Source organism: Neobacillus niacini (assembly GCF_023715415.1).
Lineage (GTDB): Bacteria > Bacillota > Bacilli > Bacillales > Cytobacillaceae > Neobacillus > Neobacillus niacini_C.
Genome location: NZ_JAMBOB010000003.1, coordinates 322,404 through 346,288, shown reverse-complemented (window position 1 = coordinate 346,288; position 23,885 = coordinate 322,404). Strand labels below are relative to the sequence as shown.

Genomic DNA, 23,885 nt, shown 5'->3' with positions numbered 1-23,885 from the left:
TAAAAAACTTGAACTATTATACTCTACCGTGAATATATTTAATTAAAGGTAAAAAAAGGTGGGTTGTTGATGAGTATCCTCGTTAATCATTTGTCAGAACCGCGCCGTAGAATCATTGGCCTAATAAAAAATAATGGATCATCGACGATTAGCGAGCTGGCTGGAAGCTTGGATATTAGTGGCGAGGCAGTACGTCAACACCTCGTACAACTAGAAAAAGAAGGGTGGGTTACTCGCTTCTCGGAGAATAACGGCGTTGGGCGTCCCTTATGGCAGTACCGCTTAACCACAGCAGGGGAACATTTATTCAAAAAAAATTATGATCAATTAACGATTGAGGTTTTCGATACATTAACACTTTTAGGAGAAGATGTACTTAAAAACTTGCTATGTGCGATGATTGAGGAAAGAATTCGACAGTGGGAACCAAAGTTAATTGGATTAAGTACCGTCGAACGTTTAGACGTTTTAAAGGACTTTTATAAGAAAGATGATTCGTTTATGGAAGTAGAAAATAAAGATTTTTCTTATTCCCTTATAGAGCGTAACTGTCCATTCCATAATGTTGCCATGAAGCGGCCAATACTTTGTAGTGTAAGCGTTTCTGTTTTAACTCATTTATTAGGTTGTTCTGTAAAGAGAGTGAAACGACTTCAAAATGGTGATGGATGTTGTGCTTTTCAGGTTTTATTGAATGATCCTATTACCGAAAACACATCACGTATCATCATTGAGGATGAGTAATCCTATCAATCAAAAAAGGATGATGTGGTCATGAAGAGTGAGCAGCTGCTTATTTTATGTGAAAAATTTCCACATTTATTTAATAAACAAGCAATTGAGGAAAATGGTAACTTAGCCAATGTTGCTACTTTCGCGGATGCAATTAAACAATTAATTACACTTTGCGGTGATGACCCAGAGCGTGATGGATTACAGGAAACGCCATATAGGGTGCTTAAAGCCTTCCTTGAGTACACGGAAGGATATCATGAGGACCCTAAACTTCATTTAGAAAAAACCTTTGATATTCACCATAAGGGACTTATTTTAATAAAAGATATTGAGTTTTATTCTTTATGTGAACATCATTTTTCTCCATTCTTTGGAGTTGCACATATTGGCTATATTCCAAAAGAGAAAATAACCGGTCTTTCCAAAATGGGTCGTTTGGTGGAAGGCTATGCGAAAAGATTCCAGGTCCAGGAGCGACTTACGACGCAGATAGCCCAAGCGATTGAAGCTGTATTAGAGCCAGAAGGAACAATCGTTGTAGTGGAAGCAAAGCATATGTGTATGTGCTCAAGAGGAATTAAGAAGGCGAATGCCGTGACGACAACATCAAGTCTTCTTGGCATCTATGAAAATCGACCAGATCTTCGGGCTGAGTTTTATTCACTGATAAAAAACGCAAGGGAGTAAGGAAATATGGAAAATAAAATAAAAATCTCTGATAATGGTCCATTGGAAGTAAGTGGTGATTTTCAGTTAGTTGATGCGGAAGGTAATGAATACACGAAAAAAGCAAAAGTTTATCTTTGCAGGTGCGGACTATCCAATAAGAAACCGTTTTGTGATGGGTCACATAAAAAAGGCGGATTTGAAAGCAGCCCAAGAGTTTAAGGATAATAATTATATAAGAAGCACCAAGGATGACATCATTGTGATGTCTTCTTTTTTTGTCGACAAATATTCATTTAGAGCCTTATTTTTTAAAAAAGTACTGAAGCAAGGGTTTGTCTTTAACCTTTATAAGCTTATTTAAATACTATAGTAATAAAAGGCAGGTGAGTAACATGTACTTGGTCGGCTTTTATTCGCCAAAGGCGAAATCAGGTGTTACGGAATTATCTTTATCTATTTATCATTGGCTTAAAATGAACACGGATTTATCAGCGGCATTTATTTCCTATGGGACTTTAGAAAAAGAAGGTCTATCTGACGAGGTAATTCATGATTTTTCTAAATTGTCACTAACCGAACAAAAACGTATTGTAAAAAAAATGAAGAAAGAGTTTGATATTATTATCTATGATGCCTCGAGTCAGCTTTCTGAAGGGGTATTAAAGCTCTTGCCTATTGTCGACAGATTATTTGTTATCGGTGAAGAGAATACAGATTTTGCTGTCAAACTCCATCAAATCATCCAATTTGACAAAATTTTTGATAAAAGTGTAAAGAATTTTATTCAACATTTAAAAGGCAATAAAACCTTTATTATCACTGAAAATAAGGAAGGTCGTGTTATTGGCTTTAATTACACGAAAAAAGAAACAAATGATATTGGGCAAATGGTATACAGAGATTATGTAACGCGCTATTTAGAAGAAAAATTTATTGAGAAAAATGAAAAAATCTATAGAAAGATTAAGCAAATTCCAAAAGAGACTTTGTTTCGAGGCTTATATGACCTTGGAATTGATTTTGAGAAAGCATTACTTTTTCAAGAATATGTTCTTTTACGTGAAGCATTAGGGCAAAATTATCATGAAGCTCTCGAAAATCTTTTTCCATTATTAATCCATTCAACTTTTGAAGAAATTCTAGAAAAATTTCAAAATGAAATCAAATTTATCGCAAAACTTAAATTATCCTAAAAAAGTCAGGAACTAAATTCCTGACTTTTTCTCATTTACATGGATAAAGTATGCTGAATACTACTTAACAAATTGTCCAATTCCTGTATAATATTATTTGCATTACCCTATCATTTAGAAAATGGTTGAAGATGCAATCTATTTCTATTACTATTCTTATGTAGAGTCAATATTGAAAGTGAGTGGACAGTATGGGCCGTAAATGGAACAATATTAAAGAAAAGAAAGCCTCAAAGGATGCAAATACAAGTCGTATTTATGCAAAATTTGGAGTTGAAATTTATGTAGCAGCGAGAAGTGGTGAACCGAATCCTGAATCTAATCAGGCTTTAAAATTTGTATTAGAACGTGCGAAAACGTACAATGTACCAAGACACATTATTGACCGTGCAATCGATAAAGCGAAAGGCGGTTCAGAAGAGAGCTACTCTGAGCTTCGTTACGAAGGTTTCGGTCCTAATGGTTCAATGGTTATCGTTGACGCTTTAACCAATAACGTGAACCGTACAGCATCTGATGTTCGTGCTGCATTTGGTAAAAATGGTGGGAACATGGGAGTAAGCGGATCTGTAGCTTATATGTTTGATGCCACAGCGGTTATTGGTCTTGAAGGAAAAACAGCTGATGAAGTCCTTGAAATTTTAATGGAAGCTGATGTTGACGTACGTGACATCTTAGAAGAAGATGAATCCGTTATCGTTTATGCTGAACCAGAACAGTTCCATGCCGTGCAAGAAGCATTTAAAAATGTGGGAATCACTGAATTCACGGTCGCAGAATTAACGATGCTGGCACAAAACGAAATAACTCTTCCTGAGGATGCACAAGCAAAATTCGAAAAGATGATCGATGTATTGGAAGATCTTGAGGATGTTCAACGAATTTACCATAATGTCGATTTAGGTGAATAGTACTTTATAAAGACCTTTGTTGAACAAAGGTCTTTTCTATTAGATTATTCATAAGGATGGTTTTAAAATGGCAGCAACTTTTAAAATTCAACAACCCAAAATTCCAGATGGTTTACCATCTACAAGTTTTCAACCAACGGAAGAACCTTATTATGAAATGAGTATCATAAGTGATTGTTCCATTATGAGTGAAGAAATACATAGAATACGGTTCGAACAAGTGATTTTTAAAAATGTCACTTTTACAGATGTTTCTTTTAATAGTATCGAATTAACTGATGTAATCTTTGATCATTGTGATTTATCCAATACAGATTTTAGAGATGGAAGTATTCATCGTGTTGAATTTAAAAATTCTAAAATCCTTGGGCTAAATCTTTCCGATGCTTCACTTGGAAATGTTTTGTTTCAAAATTGCAATGCAAATTTGATATCTTTTGGGTATTCCAAATTAAAGCAGGTACGTTTTGATTCTTGTTACCTTCGGAATGCTGACTATTATGAATCTAACTTTAATAAGGTAGCATTTAAAGAATGCGACTTAAATGAAGCTAATTTTGAACAAACTCCTTTAAAGGGAATTGATTTAAGTAACTGTACCTTTGACACAATAAATGTTTCAATAAAAGATCTTGCTGGCTGCGAAGTCAATGAACATCAAGCCTTAGGATTTGCACGATTATTAGGATTGGTAATAAAATAAGAGTTATTAGGGAGCTCTCGTAGATGGCTCCCTTTTAAGGGTTATGAAGAAATTAATCAAATCCCGCTCAAGGATTAGCATGAAATAAAATTGAATATGACAAACTAATAAAAAAAGGGGATATATAAATGAAACAAAGTCTGGATTCTAAGGTACTTACAGTATTAGAAGATAAAATCCAATTAATTAGAAGTGATAAAGGTGCCATTTATTTAGTCGGACCTATAAAGCTTCCTGTTAATTTATACGGAGAAACGGTGGAGTTTAAATGGTACTGCTGGTTAAATTGTGATGAGGTTACAGAGGACTTCGAAAGAATTATCGATAAATTATCCTCCTCCAACTTAGCAGAATTTCAGCAGTCAAGTGTCTTAGTTTATGGGGACTTTGAATATGGTGAGGACGCAATCATTCGTATGCATTCTATTTGTCATACAGGTGATATTTTTGGCAGCAAGCGTTGTGATTGCGGCTACCAGCTTAAACAATCTATGAAAATGATTCAGGAGCATGGAACAGGCGCATTGTTCTATTTAGCTAACCATGAGGGAAGAGGGATCGGCTTATTTAGTAAAGCGATGGCCTATGTACTTCAAGAAAACGGATATGACACTGTAGAAGCGAATGAAGGTCTTGGTTTTGTTGATGACTCAAGAAACTACAGTGACGCTATACAAGTTCTAAAGGCTATTCGTCAAAAACCAGTAACCTTAATGACAAACAATCCAAAAAAATTAAATGCATTAAAGGAAGCTGGTTTAGAGGTTTCTGGACGTCAGCCTTTATGGGGAGATATATCTGAATATAATGAGAAATATTTACAGACAAAAATTAATAAGTCAGGTCATTTAGAAGCAGATGAAAGGACTTTTTCAAATGACTAATCATGAATTTTATATGGATTTGGCCTTAAAAAATGCACAGGCGATGAAGGGCCAAACGGACCCGAATCCATTGGTCGGTTCAGTTATTGTCAATGATAACCGAGTAGTAGGAATAGGTGCACACTTGAAGGCAGGGGAGCACCATGCTGAAATCCACGCGATTCGGATGGCAGGTGATAAAGCAAGGGGCGGTACCATTTATGTGACACTCGAACCTTGTTCCCACCACGGAAGAACAGGTCCTTGTGCTGTAGCGATAGTTGAAGCAGGGATTAAAAAGGTTGTGATTGCAACCCTTGATCCAAATCCTGTAGTATCAGGGAATGGTGTGAAAATTCTAGAAGATGCCGGAATCGAAGTGATTGTTGGTGTCCGTCAAGAAGAGTCTCGAATGATGAATGAAGTTTTTAATAAGTTTATTGTCGAGAAAACACCATTTGTTACATTGAAGGCAGGAATCACCCTAGATGGGAAAATTGCCACACATTCCTTTGATAGTAAATGGATTACTTCTGAAGAAGCACGTAGAGATGTCCATCATCTTAGAAATGAAAACATGGGGATCCTTGTTGGGGTTAACACGGTCATAAAAGATGACCCTGAGCTAACCACCCGGATAACGAATGGCCGTAATCCGATTCGTATTGTTTTGGATTCAACTTTAAGAATCCCATTGGATTCGAAGGTGATTACAGATAACCTGGCCGAAACTTGGATATTTACAAGCGAGAATTTTGACCAAGAAAAGCGTAAAATCCTCGAGGACTCTGGGGTCACGGTTTTTCAAACTACAGGTTCAAAATATGTTAATCCAGGAGAAGTTCTGAAAGTTTTAGGTGAAAAATTAGTCTCTTCTGTTTTGATTGAAGGTGGAGGAACAATCAATTGGTCCTTCTTAGAAAAAAAATTAATTGATAAAGTAGTTTTATATGTTGCTCCAAAAATTATTGGCGGTCACAATGCTCCTTCATTCCTTGCTGGGGCAGGTTTTGATAAAGTGAAAGACGCAGTGCAACTATCAAATCTATCCTTACAGCAAGTTGGCAGCGATTATAAATTTACTGGTTATCCGATATACTCTCACGAGGGGCTTTGATATGAAATTTGGTTTTGATATAGATGATACATTAATCAACCTGAGAGAACATGCATTTACCATCTACAATAAAAAATTAAACAAAAACGTACCTTCCGAAGTATTCCATGAGTTAAAAAGGGTTGAAATCCACGAACCCTTTGGCTTAAGTGATGCAGAAGGAAGTGAGATGTGGAAATCTTCATTAGAGGAGATTTATTATACCGACTGCCCGCCATTCCCAAATGCGGTGGAAACCTTACAAGAACTAGAGGAAAAAGGGCATGAAATTTATTACATAACCGCACGGCCGAAAGATCATGGTGAGCGGACGAAAAAATGGATGATCGAACAGGGTTTCCCTGTTCGTGATGACCGTTTTTTCTATGGAATGCAAGATCATGAGAAGGTTGAAATTATCAAAGAATTAAAGCTTGATTATTACTTTGATGATAAAGCAGAGGTACTCGATACACTTTCACATGATTCCTTAAAAGTGTTTGTCAGGGACCAGTCCTATAACCGACATTTAAACTATTCCCGAATACTTGATTGGACGGAATTAAATGAAGTATTAAAAAATGAGCTTTAAATAGAAAAAACAGAAGGGCATCTAAACCCTTCTGTTTTTTCATTTTTCACTGAACCATATAGAAAACTAGAGAAATCACAAGTAAAACAGAAGAAAAGATTAATGTGTGCGTTTACATTCAATTTCACAAATTTGTCACAATCATTTATACTGTGATTTGTTCACAGCGGCCCTGACTTTCATGAGAGTTGAAAGTCAAAGAAAATAGAAGAATTGAAATGAGGTGCTTCATGAAAAATTACACACTTAAAGATCAATGGTTCGGTAACATCAAAGGGGATGTATTATCTGGAATCGTGGTCGCTATGGCATTAATTCCAGAAGCCATAGCCTTCTCACTTATTGCAGGCGTCGACCCGATGATTGGTTTATATGCATCTTTTTGTATTGCTGTTGTCATCGCCTTTGTAGGGGGAAGACCGGGGATGATTTCCGCTGCAACGGGTGCGACTGCTTTGGTCATGGTGACGTTAGTTGCAGATCACGGGTTGCAATACCTGCTTGCTGCAACCATCCTTACTGGTGTAATCCAGATTGTAATGGGTGTTCTTAAGTTAGGACGGCTAATGAAATTTGTACCGCGGTCCGTCATGATTGGATTCGTTAACGCACTCGCAATCTTAATTTTCTCTGCGCAATTAACACATTTTGTTGGAGAATCTTGGGCCATGTATGCGATGGTAGCCGGAGCCTTAGCCATCATTTATATCTTTCCGCGCTTTACCAAGGTGGTGCCATCTCCATTAGTGGCGATTATCACCATTACCGTAATTGCAGTAATGACTGGCAGTGGAGTACGGACGATTGGTGATATGGGTGAATTAACGCAGACTCTGCCATTTTTCTTAATACCTGATATTCCGTTTACTTTCGAAACATTACAAATTATTTTTCCCTATTCACTATCGATTGCGATTGTTGGGTTGGTGGAATCTTTATTAACAGCTAGCATTGTGGACGATATGACAGATACCACTAGTGACAAGAATAAAGAAGCTAGAGGTCAGGGAATTGCGAATATTGTTTCAGGATTTTTCGGCGGTATGGCTGGCTGTGCCATGATTGGACAATCTGTTATAAACGTCAAATCCGGAGGAAGAGGCAGGTTATCTGCGTTAGTAGCTGGTGTCTTCTTAATGGTCTTAATCATATTATTAAATGATTTCTTAGTACAAATTCCAATGGCAGCATTAGTTGGAGTTATGTTCATGGTTTCCATCGGCACATTTGATTGGTCATCGATTAAAAACATTCATAAGACCCCAATTTCTGATACGATAGTAATGATCGTGACCGTGGGGACGGTTCTTGTGACACATGATTTATCAAAAGGTGTTCTGGTAGGCATTTTATTAAGTGCCATTTTCTTCGCTTCAAAGATTTCAAAAGTAAATGTAACCACAATAGCTTCAAAAGATTCACACAAAAAAATCTACACTGTATCAGGTCAATTATTCTTTGCATCTGTAACAGAATTTGTCGAGAGCTTTAACTACAGTGAGGATGTAAAAGATGTCACGATCGATTTAACACAAGCACATTTATGGGATGATTCGGCTGTAGGGGCCATTGATAAAGTTATCTTAAAATATCATCAGAATGGCATTAAAGTTCAGTTAATAGGTCTAAATAAAGAGAGTAATAAATTGATAGAAAAGTTAGCACTTCATAATAAGCCTGGTAATCTTGACAAGGCAGTCGGACATTAATAATAAACACGCTGATTGATAATAAAAAATCAGCGTGTTTTTTTTTGAAAAAATTATTCACATATTTTTCATATTTTTCAATTATTACATCGTACATATTCGACAGAAACAGTTTGTATTTGTAGCTTGTTCATTACTAATTTTTGTTTATTTTTGAAAGTTAAATGGAATTAAGTCGAATAAATGATTAACCGGTCGCAATTTATAGATATTTTCCTTGAAACACAGGTGCTACAATGAGGGCAAATAAGGATTACATAATCGATATAGTTTCTGAAAAAGGAGGTATTCTCGTGACAAAAAAACAATGTGTTGCCATGTTGTTAGCAGGAGGGAAAGGAACCCGGCTAAAGGAATTAACAAAAAACTTAGCAAAGCCTGCTGTTCCCTTTGGAGGTAAATACCGAATTATTGATTTTGCTTTAAGTAATTGTAAAAACTCTAGCATTGATACAGTTGGAATCCTTACACAATACAAACAAGAAACACTCAAGAAATATATTGCAGATGGGGAAAAATGGGGTCTTAATCGGAAAATTGGCGGTGTTGCCATACTGCAGCCTAATCAATATGATAAAGAAGATTGCGGCTATGAAGGTACTGCACATGCTGTTTTCGAGAATCTTCGCTATATTGAAAATCAAAACCCCGAATATGTACTCATACTCTCTGGTGATCACATCTATAAAATGGATTACAGTCATATGGTAGAAGAGCATAAGCAATCTGGAGCGGATGCTACTATTTCAGTCATTAAAGTCCCATGGAGTGAAGCCCCTAGATTCGGAATTATGAATATTGATTCTGAGTTAAATCGTGTTATTGAGTTTGAGGAAAAGCCCATTTACCCAAAGTCAAATTTAGCCTCAATGGGGATATATTTATTTAATTGGTCTATTTTAAAGAAATTTTTAGAAAAAGAAGAAAACAATCCATACTCTTCAAAAGATTTCGGCAAGGATGTTATACCATCTATGCTTCAGGATAACTGCCACTTACATGCCTATCAATTCGATGGTTATTGGAAGGATGTTGGCACTGTCCAAAGCTTTTGGGAAGCTCATATGGATCTTTTATCGGTAAACACAAACCCGATACTTAAAAATGAAGAATGGATTATTTATACGAATGGAATGTGCCATCCACCTATGTATTTGGATGAAAATGCCACATTACATCAATCCATCATAAGTGAAGGCTGCAAGGTTTATGGAAAAGTAGAAAATTCTGTGCTGTTTTATGGTGTGACAGTTGGCCACGGGGCAATCATCAAGGATTCCGTTATATTACCTAACACGATTATTGGTGAAAATGCTGAAATCTATCGCTCAGTTGTTGGAAGCGGAAGCGAAATATCGGCAAATGTAAAAGTAGGATTTTCAACACCATTTAGTGAAATCACCCTAATAGGAGATAACGAAACGATTAAGCCACTCGTTTACAAGTAATGTTAATGCGGAATCTAAAGGGATTTCGCATTTTTTATTGCCTTTATTGAAGGATTTTCTTAGTTATTTACAAATTACATTTGAAAAGGAATTTGACTAGTATGGAAATTTGTTTTATTATTATCTCATATTCAAGATATTTGAACTAAAAATAATTTTGGAGGTGATTAAATGGAGAACAAATGCACCAACCAGCCATTTTTGCTATTAATGCAAACATCTAAATCTATTCAGGAAATAATAAGAGAAGAAATGACGAAAAACAAATTGAGTCTTACGGAATTTGCCGTTTTAGAGGTTCTTTTCCAACAAGGAAAACAAAACATTCAGCAGATTGGAAACAAAATCTTAATTTCCAGTGGTTCGATGACCTATGTAATCGATAAATTAGAAAAAAGAGGCTTGTTAAGTAGAAATGACTGTCCAGAGGATCGCCGAATTATTCATGTAACCTTGACTAAAGATGGAATTCAATTGATGAATGAAATCATGCCCAAACATCAGGAATTGGTTGATGATATTTTTAGTTCTTTACGTGGAGATGAAGTCGAAACAATCATAACACTTCTAAAAAAAGTAAAAAGTAAAATCGATGCTTAATTAGTTTTTGAACGTACGTTAAGCAGATATATTCTGGAGGTAGATAGAAATGAAACATATATTTAATAAGGGAATAGATTTAACAAAGCCAACTTTTTTAATGCTACATGGAACGGGCGGCAATGAATTAGACTTGCTTCCTCTAGCTGGAATGATTGATGACGAAGCGTCTGTATTAAGTGTTCGTGGGAATGTATTAGAAAATGGAATGCCACGTTTCTTTCGAAGATTAGCAGAAGGCGTGTTTGATGAAGAAGACCTGATTTTCCGAACAAAGGAATTAAATGAATTTCTTGATGAAGCAGCGGTGAAATATGAGTTCGACCGAGATAATATCATCGCAATCGGGTACTCAAATGGTGCGAACATTGCGGCAAGTTTACTATTTCACTACGAAAATGCATTAAAGGGTGCCATCCTTCATCATCCAATGGTACCTAGAAGGGGCATGGCTCTCCCTAATTTAGCTGGAAAGCATGTATTTATCGCAGCTGGAACCAATGACCCGATTTGTCCACCAACGGAATCAGAAGAACTACAATCTTTATTGGAAAAAGCAAATGCAAAGGTTGACCTTCACTGGGAGCATCGTGGACATCAATTGACCAGAGAAGAAGTTGAGGCTGCCTCACAATGGTATCGAAGTTTATAAAATAGATCTTATTCTTAAACAAATAATAGGCGGCTACAATCTAGTTAATTGTGGCCGCCTATTGTTTATTTTAGTTTATTATATTCATTTTTTATTTCTTCAACGGTTTTATCAATTTGTTCTCCCCAGTGATCATTTACACTTTTAAAAACAACTTTTCCATCCTGATCCAACATTGCGTAACCTCTATACGCAACATCACCATTTTTCATATCCATGAAATCAATTAATTTCAAATCTGGATCAGAAACAAAGGGAAGGCTTTTACCATAAATACTTTCTAATTCTTTATATAATTGAAGTTGTTCCTCGGGTAAATCTTTACTAAGTATGTACATTTCTATATCCATGCCCTCTAATTTACCAATATTTTCATGCAACTGAACTAGTTGCTGGTGGCAAAGTCCTCAGGTGTAGGAAGTGATAAAAAAGAATAGTGTTGGTTTTTCTAAAGGAAACGTTACTTTCTGCTGATCCTGGTTATGTAATGTGATAGGCTCGTTTAGTGTCTTTTGTCCACATGCTGTTATAAGTAGAATAGAAATAAGGACTAAGACCATTAATTTAAACTTCATATTTTTCTCCTTACCAATTTGTTTTGTTGATTAACTTCTTAATTGTAGTGTAAACTACTTTATCAATCAAATAATTGCTCTTATCGTTATTCTCACAAAAAAACCAGATTGGAATATCCATTCTGGTTTTTTCCCTGCTATTTTTTCTCTGAGAGCCATGAAGCAACAGCAGCTGCGTCTTCGCCCTTAAGGAGTCCTGCAGGCATACCGCCTTTACCATTTTCAATAATACCTAGTATTTCATCCTTGGAGTATTTTGAGCCGATTTTATCTAAATCAGGGGCTCCTCCACTCTTTAAATCTCCACCATGACAAGAAGAACAGCTTTGCTGAAATAGAGCCTCTCCATTACCTGCATCCGCTGTTTGTTCTTGTTCATCGCCTGCTTGTTCCTCTGTAGTTGTGTTATCTTGTTCTGTTTCGTCATCACCGCCTCCACAAGCTGTAAGAAAGCCTATAAAAGCAACACAAATTAAACTATAGAGCCATTTTTTCATCTTATTCACCTCCATATACATATAGGTTTTCTAAAATTGCCTATGAATATTCTACAAAGTCTCGTAGAAGAGCGTCATTTTGTTTATATTAACCACAAGAACTTGAATATTGTGTTATTTTATAACACATTCAAACAATTGTTTGACCATTTTCATCCATATTGTATATACTAATAATCAAACGAACGTTTGAATGAGGGGGAAAATCATGAGTAATGCGCAAGAAAAAGAAATTGAAAAAACGGTCTATCGAGTTCAAGGATTCACCTGAGCAGGCTGTGCCACTAAGTTCGAAAAGAACGTAAAACACCTGGATGGTGTTTTTGATGCCAATGTAAACTTCGGTGCTGCCAAACTTACTGTTTATGGTCTAACCACCATAGAGGAAATTGAAAAAGCAGGGGCCTTTGAAAATATTAAAGTGGTTCCTGAAAAACAAAAAGTAGATGAGAAGAAAGTACCTTTTGTCCAAAAACATTCAACTGTCATCGTTTCTTTCGTTTTCTTACTGATTGGCTGGTTTTCAGGACAAATGAATGGGGAAGAAAGTATATCTTCGATTTTAGCCTATGGTGCTTCTATCCTAATTGGCGGTTATCGGTTATTTAAAACAGGAATTAAGAACTTAATCCAATTGGAATTTGATATGAAAACCTTGATGACCATCGCTGTCATTGGTGCTGCATTTATTGGGGAATGGGGTGAAGGGGCTACCGTTGTTATCCTATTTGCGATAAGTGAAGCGCTTGAATCCTATTCAATGGATAAGGCACGGCAATCGATTCGATCATTAATGGACATTGCTCCAAAGGAAGCGCTAATCCGGAGAGGTAATAAGGAGCACACAGTTGAAGTGGAAGATATTCAAATTGGTGATACGCTCATTGTAAAACCAGGACAAAAAATTGCCATGGACGGGATTGTGGTTAAGGGATTATCTGCAGTAAATCAAGCCGCCATCACCGGTGAATCTGTCCCAGTTGCAAAATCCGTAAATGATGAAGTCTTTGCTGGAACGCTTAATGAAGAAGGGTTACTTGAGGTCAGCGTTACCAAGCACGTTGACGACACCACGATTGCCAAAATTATTCATCTTGTTGAGGAAGCACAAGCGGAAAGAGCACCATCTCAGGCATTTGTAGATCGCTTTGCTAAATATTACACGCCTATTATCATGCTAGTCGCATTAGGTGTCGCTGTCGTTCCACCGTTATTTTTTGGTGGTGAATGGGATAAGTGGATTTATCAAGGTTTAGCTGCGCTAGTGGTTGGTTGTCCTTGTGCGTTAATTATTTCCACTCCCGTTGCGATTGTAACAGCAATTGGGAATGCTGCTCGAAATGGTGTCCTAATCAAAGGCGGGATTCATCTAGAAGAAATGGGAGCTATTAAAGCAGTAGCATTTGATAAAACTGGCACGCTTACGGAAGGTTTTCCAGTTGTCACTGATTATCTGCCACAGCAGAATACTGACGCTAATGAAGTATTAGCCATAACTGCAGCTTTAGAAAAAAGTTCTCAACATCCATTGGCTTCAGCCATTATCAAAAAAGCAGAACAGGAAAAGCTGCCTTACCAGAAACTTGCTATCGAAGACTTCACTTCTCTAACTGGTAAAGGCATTAAAGGGAAGGTCAACGGAATAATGTATTACGTGGGTAGTCCTAATCTATTTGATGATATCTTACCAAATGGGATTCCATTGAATAGTAAAACTACTATCTCAGACCTTCAAAATAATGGGAAAAGTGTAATGGTTGTTGGGACCGATACAGATATTGCAGCACTTTTAGCAGTTGCGGATGAAGTCAGAGGGAATAGTAAATCAGTCATTCAGAAACTTCATTCCTTAGGGATTCAAGAAACCATTATGCTGACAGGGGATAATAAAGGAACTGCAAAGGCAATTGGAAATGAAGTAGGCGTTTCAAACATTAAAGCTGAATTGCTGCCGCAAGACAAATTAGCCTATATTAAAGAATTAAGAAGCAAATATGAGCGTGTGGCGATGGTCGGAGACGGAGTCAATGACGCACCTGCACTGGCTGCTTCCACTGTTGGGATAGCGATGGGCGGGGCAGGGACGGATACGGCACTTGAAACGGCCGATATTGCATTAATGGCCGATGACTTAAGTAAGCTTCCATTTACGTTAAAACTAAGCCGAAAAGCCTTGAATATCATTAAGCAAAACATTACATTCTCTTTAGGGATTAAACTGGTTGCATTGCTATTAGTCATACCGGGCTGGCTTACACTCTGGATTGCTATATTTGCAGATATGGGCGCAACACTGATTGTCACATTAAATGGTTTAAGACTTTTAAGGGTAAAAGACAAATAGAACAAGTCTCCTCACACAAAATGAACATTCGTTCCCATTTTTACAAAAATAAAAAGCTGTTGATGATATATCGACAGCTTTTTAAGGATTAATTTTCAGAACCCTCATCCCAATATCGGACACTTTCTGTTTTTGAAGTAGGATCTCTTTTAACTACATTTCCTTCTTCATCGTAATAAACTTCGTATTCTTGGTAGATTTCCACGTAATACCCGTCCATTTGTTTAACACTATCAAGCCTATTTTCCAATACAGGTACATCCGTTGACGGTTCTACGTCGACAGGCTGTGCCACAGCTGGTTCACTGGTGGAATAGGAATAGCCACTATGAATAAATGAGTACGGCGAATCAAGATAGGCTACAAGAGCAACAAGAATACATAGGAAGAAAAACGTCGTGAAATGAGAGAGTGTTTTCATTCATCTCAACTCCTTTATACATGTACATCCTCGTAACCTATCTTATGCATGTCCTAATGACATATGCTAGTTTGTTTTCAAGACTAAAGCTTTTGAACGATAAAATTGATAAAGCACTAAGGCCATAACCGAAATAATTGCACCAGATATATAAGGTAAGCCGATTGATAGTGAGAATAACCAACCACCGAGGGGAGGCCCAACAATTCTGCCTAATGAATCAAAAGAGGAAAGCAGTCCAGTTGCGCTCCCATGACCAGAATCTGTTGTTTTCGTTAACAAAGATGAGACACTTGGACGAATAACACCATTTCCGATCCCAAAGATGGATAAAAATATTGCAGCAGTTGTAAAACTGTCTACTAGGAGGATTAAAGCAAAACCAACCGCCGAGACAATAATTCCACCTTGAATAACTTTACCTTCACCATATTTCTTTGTTAATCTGCCGACCAGACCACCTTGAACCATCGCACCAGCAAATCCCATAATCATGAAGATATAGCCTAGCTGGATTGCACCTAATCCTGCTTTTTTCGCAGCAAAATAAGCAAATGTTGCTTCTAAGCCAGAAAGAGAGAGAGAGATTAACAGTTGTAATAAAAATAAAACGGAGGCAGGACCAGTAAATGCTTTCCATCGTGATTGAGTTTTGCTTTGATTCATCTCTGCACTATTTTTTGGTAAGGATTCTTTTAGTAAATAGAATATAATGACTAAGGTTATTAAAGAAGATGCCCCAGCTAAATAAAAAGGCGTACTCATGCTAGATTTTGAAAATATTCCACCAATGCCAGGGCCAAATACAAAACCAAGGCCAACAGCTGCCCCAATAATGCCCATTCCTTTCCCACGATTTTCAGGAGTCGTAATATCAGCAACATAGGCCATTGCAGTTGGCATATTTGCAGAAGATAACATTCCGCCAATGATGCGTGCTGCAAATAACATCCAAAGCTCCGTCGCAATCGCCTGCATAAAGAAAGATAATGATAATCCTGCAATCCCAATCATCATGATTGGCTTTCGTCCGATTCGGTCGGATAATTTACCCCAAAATGGCGCAAAAATGAGCTGCATGAGTGAATAAACAGCCATTAATAATCCTAGTTGTGTAGGAGACGCACCCATCTCTTCTGCATAAAAAGGAAGAACAGGGATGATGATTCCAAATCCAATCATCACTAAAAACATGACTAAAAATAAAATAGGTAAAGCTCTTTTTGTTTCCAAATACTCCAACTCCTATATGATCTGACACTTCAAATCCATATGTATACTATTGATTAAATTTTTGGTGCTATGCTTAGGATAATAGAAAACATGAATCCAATACAAGTATTTCAATTTTTTATTTCATTTAATTTTGCAGAACAGCCATTAAGAATCCATTAAACACATTATCTTTCAGGTAGCATCTAGCTAGCAATTACTAGCAGATAGTTAGCAGGAGAAAACACAAAAAAATAGCACAAGCCTAAAAGGACTTGTGCTTTATTTAACAGCTTTTCGAGTTGTTTCCGATGCAAAATCCGCAATTATGACGAGAATCATATAACAAAGTAACAATAAGGTAATTTGAGTATAATCAAAATAACTCATGGCAAGTTTAAACTCCATTCCCAGACCTCCAGCGCCTACAAATCCAACGACAATGGTCGTTCTCATAATTACTTCCCATCGATAGAGAATATAGGTGAGAAATCTAGGCAGTACTATCGGAAGAATTCCATAAAATAAGATTTCTATTTTTGAAGCTCCAGCGGTTGCTAGGTTTCGGATAGGTCTTGGATCCATATCTTCGACAACCTCTGCCCAGAGTTTACCGAGAATTCCAAAGTTGTGAAGTGCGAGGGCTAAGGCTCCTGGTAAGATACCAGGTTTAAATATGAAAATAATCATCATTGCCCAAACTAATTCTGGAACAGATCTTGAAAAGATATAAAATAGGCGAATTACACCGTAAAGAATTCTGTTATACCAATTTTTTTGCAACGTGAGACTTCCATTTGCTATGTTTCTAGCCGCTGGAATAACGGTAATGAAAGCGACAATCGTTGCAAATCCGATAGCCATGACACTCATTTCTAGAGTCTCCATGGTCAGCTTCAACGCTAATGCCCAGCTTTCTCCATTAAGGAATGCTGGGTTTTCTTGATTAATTCCTAGAAGTCCACCGAAAAACTTACTAGCATATTCAAGGTTTTTCTCTGATAATAATTCTCCTAGATTAGCTTTTTCACTCAATGTGATATAAAACCAGGAAGCGGCAATTAAGAGAAGTGCAAAGAGGACAGAGAGCCACCCTGAATTCATTCCTTTCCTACGTTTATGCTCTGTTAATCCTTTTCGAACGAAATTACTCCAACCATCAACAAAAATCACGAGGGCGATTAGGAAAAAGATAAATGTCCAAACGGAATCATACTTCAAATCTGCAAGTGCTAATTGGATTTGAAAGCCTAGTCCACCTAGACCAACAAAGCTCATAATTGCTGAGGAACGAATGGCGCACTCAAAGCGGTACATTGTATAACTAATAAAATCGGACCAAATCAATGGAAGATACCCATAGATAAGTGTTTGCAGGCGCGAGGAGCCTGCAGATTTTAATGCAAGTATAGGCTGCCCTGGAACATCATTTAACATATCTGCAAAAATCCGTCCTAAAATCCCACCATAAGGAATCGCAAGTGCCAGGATAGCGGCATAGGGGGATAATCCAACTGCTGCCACAAAAAGCCATGCCCAAATTAATTCATGAATCGAACGAGTAAAGCCTAAAATACCTCGAAAGAACACTTTAGAGATAATACGCGAAAATTTGCTGGAAGTTAGTGTTCCAGAGGCTAAAACACCAACAATAAACGCATAAACAATCGCTAGCGACATCCCAGCAACTGCATACGCTAGTGTAATCCAAGCCGATTCCAATCCAACTAATAAAAGTTCAGAATCTAAGTTTGGCTGGATTAACCCTTCAAATATTTGCAGCATCGTAGGAATCCCGCCAGCATGGTAAAGCTCTGAATTCCATTGAATAGAGGTAAGGCTCCAAACGAAAACCGCAATCAAGAGTATAGTAAGAATGAATCTTTTATGCAAACCAAGGGAAGGGATTAGCTTATTCATCTGAACCCTGCTCCTTTAGTTGATATAATTCATTTAATATTTCATGTGTTACATCTTCTGTCGGTAAATCAAAAAACAGTTTACCATTTTTGAGAGCAATGATTCTCGTAAAGTATCTCTTGGCGTATTCTACTGAATGGAGACTGGCAAGTAATGTTTGATTTTTCTCAATAACGATTGCTGTCAGCATGCTCAGCACATCATCTGCCCTTGCAGGATCGAGAGAGGCTACGGGTTCATCTGCAAGAATGATTTCTGGGTTTTGTACCATTAATCTTGCCATTGCGACACGCTGTTGTTCACCGCCTGAAAGAGTAGCTGTTATTTCGTAAGGTTTATTCTCTAAACCGACTCTTTCAAGTGCTGTTAAAGCTGTTTCTTTATCTTGAGGGACGAGAAGAGAAAATAACGATTTGAAAAGACTCCACTCTGATAATTTACCAGCCAGGACATTATGAATAACAGCAAGAGGACCAATTAGATCGAACTGCTGTCGAATGACACCTATTTTCCTCGCAAACCGTTTACCCCGTTTGTATTCCTTGAGCGGTTTACTGTCAATAAGGAGATCACCGTCCTCAAGAGATACAAGACCGGCAATCGAATTCAATAAGGTCGTTTTTCCGGCTCCGCTTGGTCCAATTATGGCCACCAATTCACCTTGTGAAATAGAAAAAGAAAGGGAAGATAAGGCTATCTTCCGCTCAAAATGTTTTGATATATTTTTTGCTTCAATCATCGTTTTGGATGACATGTAACAACACCTACTACTTAATAATCTCTAATTCTTTTGCAACCTTTTCAATCTTTTCATAGTTCTCATTTTTTGTTTCAATAAACTTGTCTGTTTGGAATAAATCAGCAATTTCGGTCGTGTCGCCAGGCATAGAAAGTAATGATTCTTTAACTTTTTGCTTTGCATCACTACCAAACACTTCTTCCACATTGCTATTGATTGTCCAGTTATAGTCATAATAATCAGGAGTAGTATAGAATACTTTTACTTTATTCGTATCTACTTTGCCTTCTTTAACTGCTGCTTCCCAAACGGAGATGTTCAATGCACCAGCTTGGAAGGAACCTGATTCGATTAACTTGTACGTTGTATCATGAGAGCCAGAGAAATTAGGCTTTCCATTAAAGTCAGTATTTGCATCAATGCCTTCTTCAGATAAGAAAAAACGGGGCATTAAATGTCCTGATGTAGAGCTTTCACTGCCAAATGTGAAGGATTTACCTTTTAAATCTGCTAATGTTTGTATACCTGAGCCTTCTTGGGTAATGAATACGGATTTGAACTCAGCGTCACGTGGTCGTTGAACAATTGATTCTGCATCAGGTACAAGGTTTCTTGCCTGCACGCTTGTTAAACCGCCAAACCATGCTAAATGTATTTCACCACGTTGGAAACCTGTAACGAGTGCTGCGTAATCAACAGATGGTACGAATTCTACTTTCATACCTGTTTCTTCGCTTAACTGCTTTGCAACAGCTTCCATTCCTGTTTGAAGGAAGGCTGCATTTTGATCGGGAATCGCACCAATTCTAAATACTTCCTCTGTTTTAGTTTCTTTATTTCCTTCTTTTTCTTCAGTTGCTTTATCTTCAGTTTGACCACATGCTGCCATTGAAAGAACAAGCATAAATAAAATAATACCAGATAACCATTTCTTCATAAAACTATCCACCTCAACTATTTCGTCGTTTTATCACTGTAAGTATGTCCTTGCCTACTTGATTATAAAGAATTGATTCATGCTATTAAATTCATTTTATCTATTATCCAAATAGAAATTAATCTATATTATCAATAGGTAAACAATAGGATAATAGTGTTAAAACCTTAAAAATAAAGAAATCTCCCACATCAACTACGGGAGATGGGAATGTTTTATGCGTTTATCATTTGTGACTATTCTTCGACATTCCAAACTTTTGAATAGAAAAAGAGTATAAGTAAAGGGGAATCTAAAAATCAAATTGGGAGATACAGGTATTTGAGGTGTATTAATAGAATAAAAAGGGATATACAAATAAATGAGGTGAGTTTATGAAAATAATAGGTGTTGGCGGTGTATTTTGGAGAACAAAGAATATCAAAGAATTAAAGAAGTGGTACACTGAAGTATTAGGAATTTCGATGGATAACGAATGGAATGGTACCATGATTCAACCTGATACAGGAAGTAAAACAATCTTTTCATTTTTTAACGAGGATAGTGATTATTTTCCAGCAGAACAACCTGTTATGTTAAATTTTCAAATTGAAAATATGGAGCAATGTTTAGTACACCTAGAAAAACTAGGCATTCCCTTACTGAAGGAAACAGAAAAGAGTGAGTTTGGGACCTTTACATGGATTGCTGATCCAGATGGCAGATGGATTGAGCTTTGGGAAAAATAAGTTCAAAAAGAATGAGCAGCATTTATGCTCATTCTTTTCAATTTTTGGAGGACAATGAATCACGATCAACTGCTTGGGGCGGTTTCTCCATCCAGCCTTCATCAATAAATATTTTGGCACCGTCTTGTACATAAAGCCCTATATCCATAAAAAATTTAGCGTACATGGCACCCAAATCATGTCTTCCATTTAGTGATGCTGCATTGGCATAAGATCTGATTTTCATGCTAAACATATCAATTTTATGAAACAACATGAGTTTATCTGAAAAGGGAGCAAATGTAGAATTTTCAACCAGGTCATCCATTAATGGATGTGCAGGTAAATCTTCTTTGTGTAAATGCTGCCTGCATGCTTCAAGATGCTTCATGGTTATCTCTTTTCCACGATGCATAAAGTCTCTAACTTTTTCAGTTTTTGCTACCTGCCCAAAGCCAATTAATAATGCTTTGCTCGTTGCATTATTTTCAATATTATCGAATAAATGGGCAATTTCTAACCCATGTAAGGGGCGAACATGACCTAAAAACCCATTAAAATAACTTTCTTTCTGTACAAAATCCACCCTTTCAGGAATGGGTATAACTGGTGGTTTAGTTAAAACCCCTTTATCCTTTAACGCTTTATTTAGTGTAAGCAACAACTCTGTTGTCAAAACATTACATTTTACAATAAACTCACTGACATCATTTCTTATCATTAAGGGAATAGCGGTAGAGTATAGGCTGAGCCCCGCTTTCGCAGCATATTTTAAGTAATGAAGATAAAATTCATCCGCAAATAATCTTGGTGCGCCTAGGTTTACATCTTCTTCTGTAAAGCCATATGGTATAGGGAAATGATCATGATTAAAAATCACTTTTATGTCTGTTATTAATCCTTCTCCGATATGTAAAGCATGTTGGACAATTTCTTTAATTTCCCTGTCCTTAACATGCTGGAGGAAATAACTAAGAACACATTTGGACATCGTATTTCCCATATAAATAGCCCAAAGTTTACCCATTTCAGCTGAGGTTAATTTTTCCTCTGGTACTTCATTAACCCTTGAGGTAATCTTTATTGGCTTTATCGTTTTCATATGATAAATTCTCCTTACCGTCGTTTCTCCTAGTTTTTTCATCCAATGTAAATCTATTCGTTTCAGTAAAGAAATCTCCATAAATAAAAGGTTGCGTACGATTCCCAATTTGTCCAATTTGTTGCTAATTTCATAATTTCATCTTTGGTGGGTTTTATTTCTTTACCCAGCCGATGTTTAATCGCATTGTGCAGCCCAACATCATCGATAGGAAAAGCACTAGGGTACCTTAAACATCGCATTAACACATAGTTTGCAGTCCAGGGACCAATTCCTCGTATTTTGACTAACGTTTTCTCGGCTTGCTGATGACTTCCTTCTTTTACTAATGAATCCTTTGTTAATGTTCCTTGGACCATTAACTCCGCAACCCCAATGAGATATTCAGCTTTCTTTTTTGTCATCCGTAAGCCATCTAATTCAGTAGGTGATAGTGACGCTATATCCTTTGGTGAAGGGAATAGCCAATAGATGACGTCTTTATGGACAACACTCCGGCCGAATTTTTCAACTAGACGCCTTTTTAAGGTATAGGCAAAGGATAGGTTAATTTGCTGCCCTAAAATGCCCCAGCAAAGAGCTTCAAATAAATCAGGAATTCCAATCATCCGCAGTCCATAAAAGGCATCAACAGCTGAACCAAGCAATGGATCCTCTTTTGCCATGGTATAAAAGGGATGTAAATCTCTATCTAAATCAAACCACTCGCTAACATAACAAGCGACTTCAGCATGAATCGCTGCGGTGTTCGGCTTATTCTCTCCCAGATATCGTATATTTAAATGGAGGTTATCTTGAGAACTAACTTCAATAATAAGTATTTCTTCTCCCATTTGAATCGCTCTACTAACACGATTATTTTGGATGTGAAAGAGGCACTCGTTACTGCTCCTTGCTAGATAATTCATATTTTCATTAAAATTGAATTCTTTTGGTAATGACAGTTTTAATTCATCCTTGGAATGCTCCCATGATTGGATCACCAGTAAAATCCTCTCTTTTCAATGTCATAATAAAGTTATACCATAGATAGTAAAGAGGAATGGAGAGGTTAAGATGAAATCTAAACTATTTTGGACGCAGTTGGTTTATGAAAACTGGAAATTATATATGGCTGCAACTTCTAAGGGACTCTGTTATGTTGGTTCGCAGGATAAACCTTTTGAGGAATTGGAAGTATGGGTCAACAAACATTATCCTGGAAGTTCACTGATCCAGGATGATAAAGTGATGGAGCCATATGTCGCTGAGTTTATAGAATTTTTTCAAGGTGTGCGTAATTCTTTTACCATTTCCCAAGAATTAAAGGGAACAGATTTTCAGACTGCGGTTTGGAATGCACTTTGTAAAATCCCATACGGAGAAACGTGGACATATTCCGATATTGCAAATGCCATTCAACGACCTTCAGCAGTCCGTGCTGTTGGAAGTGCAATTGGGGCAAATCCAGTCCTCTTAACTGTACCGTGTCATCGAGTTATTGGGAAGAACGGTAAACTTACAGGCTTTCGTGGTGGATTGGTGATGAAGGAACAGCTTTTAAAAATAGAAAAAGAGAACAGAAATCCATCATGTTAAATAAGTAAGGGTAATGAACCACAAAAATTTGGATTAGGGTTAGATGAAAAAGGCATGATATTCTTGGACATACTATTTTTATGACCCAAGAAAAAGAGGTGCCTATTTCATGGAACAGATCCAAGAAGTTAGATATTGTGAAAATTGCAGCAGAGAAACTGTACATATGGTGAGAGAAGATCCATTAGAAATTGAATACATTTGCAAGGAATGCAACGATCACCAAGAAATGTTTAAATCCTTTTTTTAGTAAGAAAAAATCAATACGTACCTACCAAAAGAGCCTCATCTATATGGGCTCTTTCATTTTGTATATGACGAACGCATACAAGAAAAAGACATATTATACTATAACACCAAGGAGGGGTTACTATGGTCACGAATCATAATAATGTTTCAATTGGAACCATTTCTGGCGGCATTGTTAACTTTGGTGGAGCTGTTTACATTTCGCCTATTTCCATTACCAAAACCATCGGTGGCTCTGGCGAAAACAACACAAGCCTCGATTCTGATATGAGTTCAGATATGGATTCTGAAAATGAGCCAATCATGAAATTTCCTAAGCGATGCTAATATAAGCATTGCTTTATTTTTTTGTAAAAAACACAGTGGTATAAAGAGGTCTTAATGGTAAATAATACATTAAGCAAATATCTATATCGAATAGGGGGTTCTGAAA

The 23,885-nt window shown here is 37.0% G+C and carries 27 protein-coding genes and 1 pseudogene; 18 read left to right on the top strand and 10 right to left on the bottom strand.

All coding sequences use genetic code 11. The features are described from left to right. The first annotated feature begins 69 nt into the window (after window positions 1-69). The 13 genes from M3189_RS08300 to M3189_RS08240 all read left to right on the top strand — a co-directional run bounded on the left by M3189_RS08300 (window position 70) and on the right by M3189_RS08240 (window position 11,171). Window positions 70-744 (top strand): helix-turn-helix transcriptional regulator, encoded by a 675-nt coding sequence (locus M3189_RS08300; protein ID WP_251633384.1) that lies wholly within the window; start codon window positions 70-72, stop codon window positions 742-744. A 30-nt stretch (window positions 745-774) separates the two neighbouring features. Continuing rightward, on the top strand, window positions 775-1,422 hold the full coding sequence (gene folE, locus M3189_RS08295) for a GTP cyclohydrolase I FolE (protein WP_251633383.1): 648 nt from the start codon (window positions 775-777) through the stop codon (window positions 1,420-1,422). A gap of 6 nt (window positions 1,423-1,428) precedes the next feature. Next, window positions 1,429-1,623, top strand: coding sequence for a CDGSH iron-sulfur domain-containing protein (locus M3189_RS08290; RefSeq protein ID WP_251633382.1), 195 nt, complete (start codon window positions 1,429-1,431; stop codon window positions 1,621-1,623). A gap of 173 nt (window positions 1,624-1,796) precedes the next feature. After that, window positions 1,797-2,597 (top strand): hypothetical protein, encoded by an 801-nt coding sequence (locus M3189_RS08285; RefSeq protein ID WP_251633381.1) that lies wholly within the window; start codon window positions 1,797-1,799, stop codon window positions 2,595-2,597. Window positions 2,598-2,788: 191 nt separating this feature from the next. After that, complete coding sequence (locus M3189_RS08280; protein ID WP_251633380.1) at window positions 2,789-3,508, top strand: YebC/PmpR family DNA-binding transcriptional regulator; 720 nt, start codon at window positions 2,789-2,791, stop codon at window positions 3,506-3,508. Window positions 3,509-3,575: 67 nt separating this feature from the next. Continuing rightward, the gene (locus M3189_RS08275) at window positions 3,576-4,211 is read left to right on the top strand and encodes a pentapeptide repeat-containing protein (RefSeq protein WP_251633379.1); all 636 of its coding nucleotides are present in this window, start codon (window positions 3,576-3,578) and stop codon (window positions 4,209-4,211) included. 128 nt (window positions 4,212-4,339) lie between these two features. After that, complete coding sequence (locus M3189_RS08270) at window positions 4,340-5,095, top strand: GTP cyclohydrolase II (RefSeq protein WP_251633378.1); 756 nt, start codon at window positions 4,340-4,342, stop codon at window positions 5,093-5,095. Beyond that, window positions 5,088-6,191: a bifunctional diaminohydroxyphosphoribosylaminopyrimidine deaminase/5-amino-6-(5-phosphoribosylamino)uracil reductase RibD gene (gene ribD, locus M3189_RS08265; RefSeq protein ID WP_251633377.1), complete on the top strand. Its 1,104-nt coding sequence runs from the start codon at window positions 5,088-5,090 to the stop codon at window positions 6,189-6,191. The genes M3189_RS08270 and ribD overlap by 8 nt, the downstream gene beginning before the upstream one ends. A gap of 1 nt (window position 6,192) precedes the next feature. Next, window positions 6,193-6,762 (top strand): 5' nucleotidase, NT5C type, encoded by a 570-nt coding sequence (locus M3189_RS08260; protein ID WP_251633376.1) that lies wholly within the window; start codon window positions 6,193-6,195, stop codon window positions 6,760-6,762. A 230-nt stretch (window positions 6,763-6,992) separates the two neighbouring features. Continuing rightward, complete coding sequence (locus tag M3189_RS08255; protein ID WP_251633375.1) at window positions 6,993-8,471, top strand: SulP family inorganic anion transporter; 1,479 nt, start codon at window positions 6,993-6,995, stop codon at window positions 8,469-8,471. 293 nt (window positions 8,472-8,764) lie between these two features. Next, a complete protein-coding gene (locus M3189_RS08250) occupies window positions 8,765-9,919 on the top strand; it encodes a glucose-1-phosphate adenylyltransferase (RefSeq protein WP_251633374.1) in 1,155 nt (384 codons plus the stop codon). A 171-nt stretch (window positions 9,920-10,090) separates the two neighbouring features. Next, the gene (locus tag M3189_RS08245) at window positions 10,091-10,519 is read left to right on the top strand and encodes a MarR family winged helix-turn-helix transcriptional regulator (protein WP_251633373.1); all 429 of its coding nucleotides are present in this window, start codon (window positions 10,091-10,093) and stop codon (window positions 10,517-10,519) included. 49 nt (window positions 10,520-10,568) lie between these two features. Continuing rightward, window positions 10,569-11,171 carry an alpha/beta hydrolase gene (locus M3189_RS08240; protein ID WP_251633372.1) on the top strand — a complete coding sequence of 201 codons (603 nt, stop codon included), beginning with the start codon at window positions 10,569-10,571 and terminating at the stop codon, window positions 11,169-11,171. A gap of 65 nt (window positions 11,172-11,236) precedes the next feature. On the opposite strand, the pseudogene M3189_RS08235 reads toward M3189_RS08240, so the two are convergent. The 3 genes and pseudogenes from M3189_RS08235 to cccB form a co-directional block, all read right to left on the bottom strand. Then, a pseudogene (locus M3189_RS08235) lies at window positions 11,237-11,560 on the bottom strand (hypothetical protein); the annotation flags it as partial. 18 nt (window positions 11,561-11,578) lie between these two features. Beyond that, the gene (locus tag M3189_RS08230) at window positions 11,579-11,746 is read right to left on the bottom strand and encodes a lipoprotein (RefSeq protein ID WP_251633370.1); all 168 of its coding nucleotides are present in this window, start codon (window positions 11,744-11,746) and stop codon (window positions 11,579-11,581) included. A gap of 137 nt (window positions 11,747-11,883) precedes the next feature. Next, window positions 11,884-12,243: a cytochrome c551 gene (cccB, locus tag M3189_RS08225; protein WP_251633369.1), complete on the bottom strand. Its 360-nt coding sequence runs from the start codon at window positions 12,241-12,243 to the stop codon at window positions 11,884-11,886. A gap of 208 nt (window positions 12,244-12,451) precedes the next feature. Between cccB and M3189_RS08220 the strand changes: the two genes are divergently transcribed. After that, window positions 12,452-14,587 carry a heavy metal translocating P-type ATPase gene (locus M3189_RS08220; protein WP_251633368.1) on the top strand — a complete coding sequence of 712 codons (2,136 nt, stop codon included), beginning with the start codon at window positions 12,452-12,454 and terminating at the stop codon, window positions 14,585-14,587. Between the two features lie 88 nt (window positions 14,588-14,675). Here M3189_RS08220 and M3189_RS08215 read toward each other — a convergent pair whose 3' ends face one another. From M3189_RS08215 to M3189_RS08195, 5 genes are all read right to left on the bottom strand, one after another. Further along, window positions 14,676-15,008 carry a hypothetical protein gene (locus M3189_RS08215; protein WP_251633367.1) on the bottom strand — a complete coding sequence of 111 codons (333 nt, stop codon included), beginning with the start codon at window positions 15,006-15,008 and terminating at the stop codon, window positions 14,676-14,678. A 66-nt stretch (window positions 15,009-15,074) separates the two neighbouring features. Then, on the bottom strand, window positions 15,075-16,241 hold the full coding sequence (locus M3189_RS08210; RefSeq protein WP_251633366.1) for an MFS transporter: 1,167 nt from the start codon (window positions 16,239-16,241) through the stop codon (window positions 15,075-15,077). A gap of 261 nt (window positions 16,242-16,502) precedes the next feature. Beyond that, window positions 16,503-18,140, bottom strand: coding sequence for a PhnE/PtxC family ABC transporter permease (locus M3189_RS08205; protein WP_251633365.1), 1,638 nt, complete (start codon window positions 18,138-18,140; stop codon window positions 16,503-16,505). Next, window positions 18,133-18,894 (bottom strand): phosphonate ABC transporter ATP-binding protein, encoded by a 762-nt coding sequence (locus M3189_RS08200; protein ID WP_251633364.1) that lies wholly within the window; start codon window positions 18,892-18,894, stop codon window positions 18,133-18,135. The genes M3189_RS08205 and M3189_RS08200 overlap by 8 nt, the downstream gene beginning before the upstream one ends. Before the next feature lie 13 nt (window positions 18,895-18,907). Next, window positions 18,908-19,816, bottom strand: a complete 909-nt coding sequence (locus tag M3189_RS08195) for a putative selenate ABC transporter substrate-binding protein (protein ID WP_251633363.1) — start codon at window positions 19,814-19,816, stop codon at window positions 18,908-18,910. Window positions 19,817-20,190: 374 nt separating this feature from the next. On the opposite strand from M3189_RS08195, the gene M3189_RS08190 reads away from it, so the two are divergent. Next, window positions 20,191-20,544, top strand: coding sequence for a VOC family protein (locus tag M3189_RS08190; RefSeq protein ID WP_251633362.1), 354 nt, complete (start codon window positions 20,191-20,193; stop codon window positions 20,542-20,544). 37 nt (window positions 20,545-20,581) lie between these two features. Here the strand turns inward: M3189_RS08190 and M3189_RS08185 are convergent, their stop codons facing one another. Next, window positions 20,582-21,625, bottom strand: a complete 1,044-nt coding sequence (locus M3189_RS08185; RefSeq protein WP_251633361.1) for a DUF3231 family protein — start codon at window positions 21,623-21,625, stop codon at window positions 20,582-20,584. Between the two features lie 62 nt (window positions 21,626-21,687). After that, entirely contained in the window at window positions 21,688-22,608 is a 921-nt protein-coding gene (locus M3189_RS08180) for a DNA-3-methyladenine glycosylase 2 (protein ID WP_353057404.1), read from the bottom strand. 73 nt (window positions 22,609-22,681) lie between these two features. Between M3189_RS08180 and M3189_RS08175 the strand changes: the two genes are divergently transcribed. The 3 genes from M3189_RS08175 to M3189_RS08165 all read left to right on the top strand — a co-directional run bounded on the left by M3189_RS08175 (window position 22,682) and on the right by M3189_RS08165 (window position 23,779). Next, window positions 22,682-23,203 carry a methylated-DNA--[protein]-cysteine S-methyltransferase gene (locus tag M3189_RS08175; protein WP_251633360.1) on the top strand — a complete coding sequence of 174 codons (522 nt, stop codon included), beginning with the start codon at window positions 22,682-22,684 and terminating at the stop codon, window positions 23,201-23,203. A gap of 109 nt (window positions 23,204-23,312) precedes the next feature. After that, the gene (locus tag M3189_RS08170; protein ID WP_251633359.1) at window positions 23,313-23,453 is read left to right on the top strand and encodes a hypothetical protein; all 141 of its coding nucleotides are present in this window, start codon (window positions 23,313-23,315) and stop codon (window positions 23,451-23,453) included. A 122-nt stretch (window positions 23,454-23,575) separates the two neighbouring features. After that, window positions 23,576-23,779, top strand: coding sequence for a spore germination protein (locus M3189_RS08165; RefSeq protein ID WP_251633358.1), 204 nt, complete (start codon window positions 23,576-23,578; stop codon window positions 23,777-23,779). Window positions 23,780-23,885 lie beyond the last annotated feature (106 nt).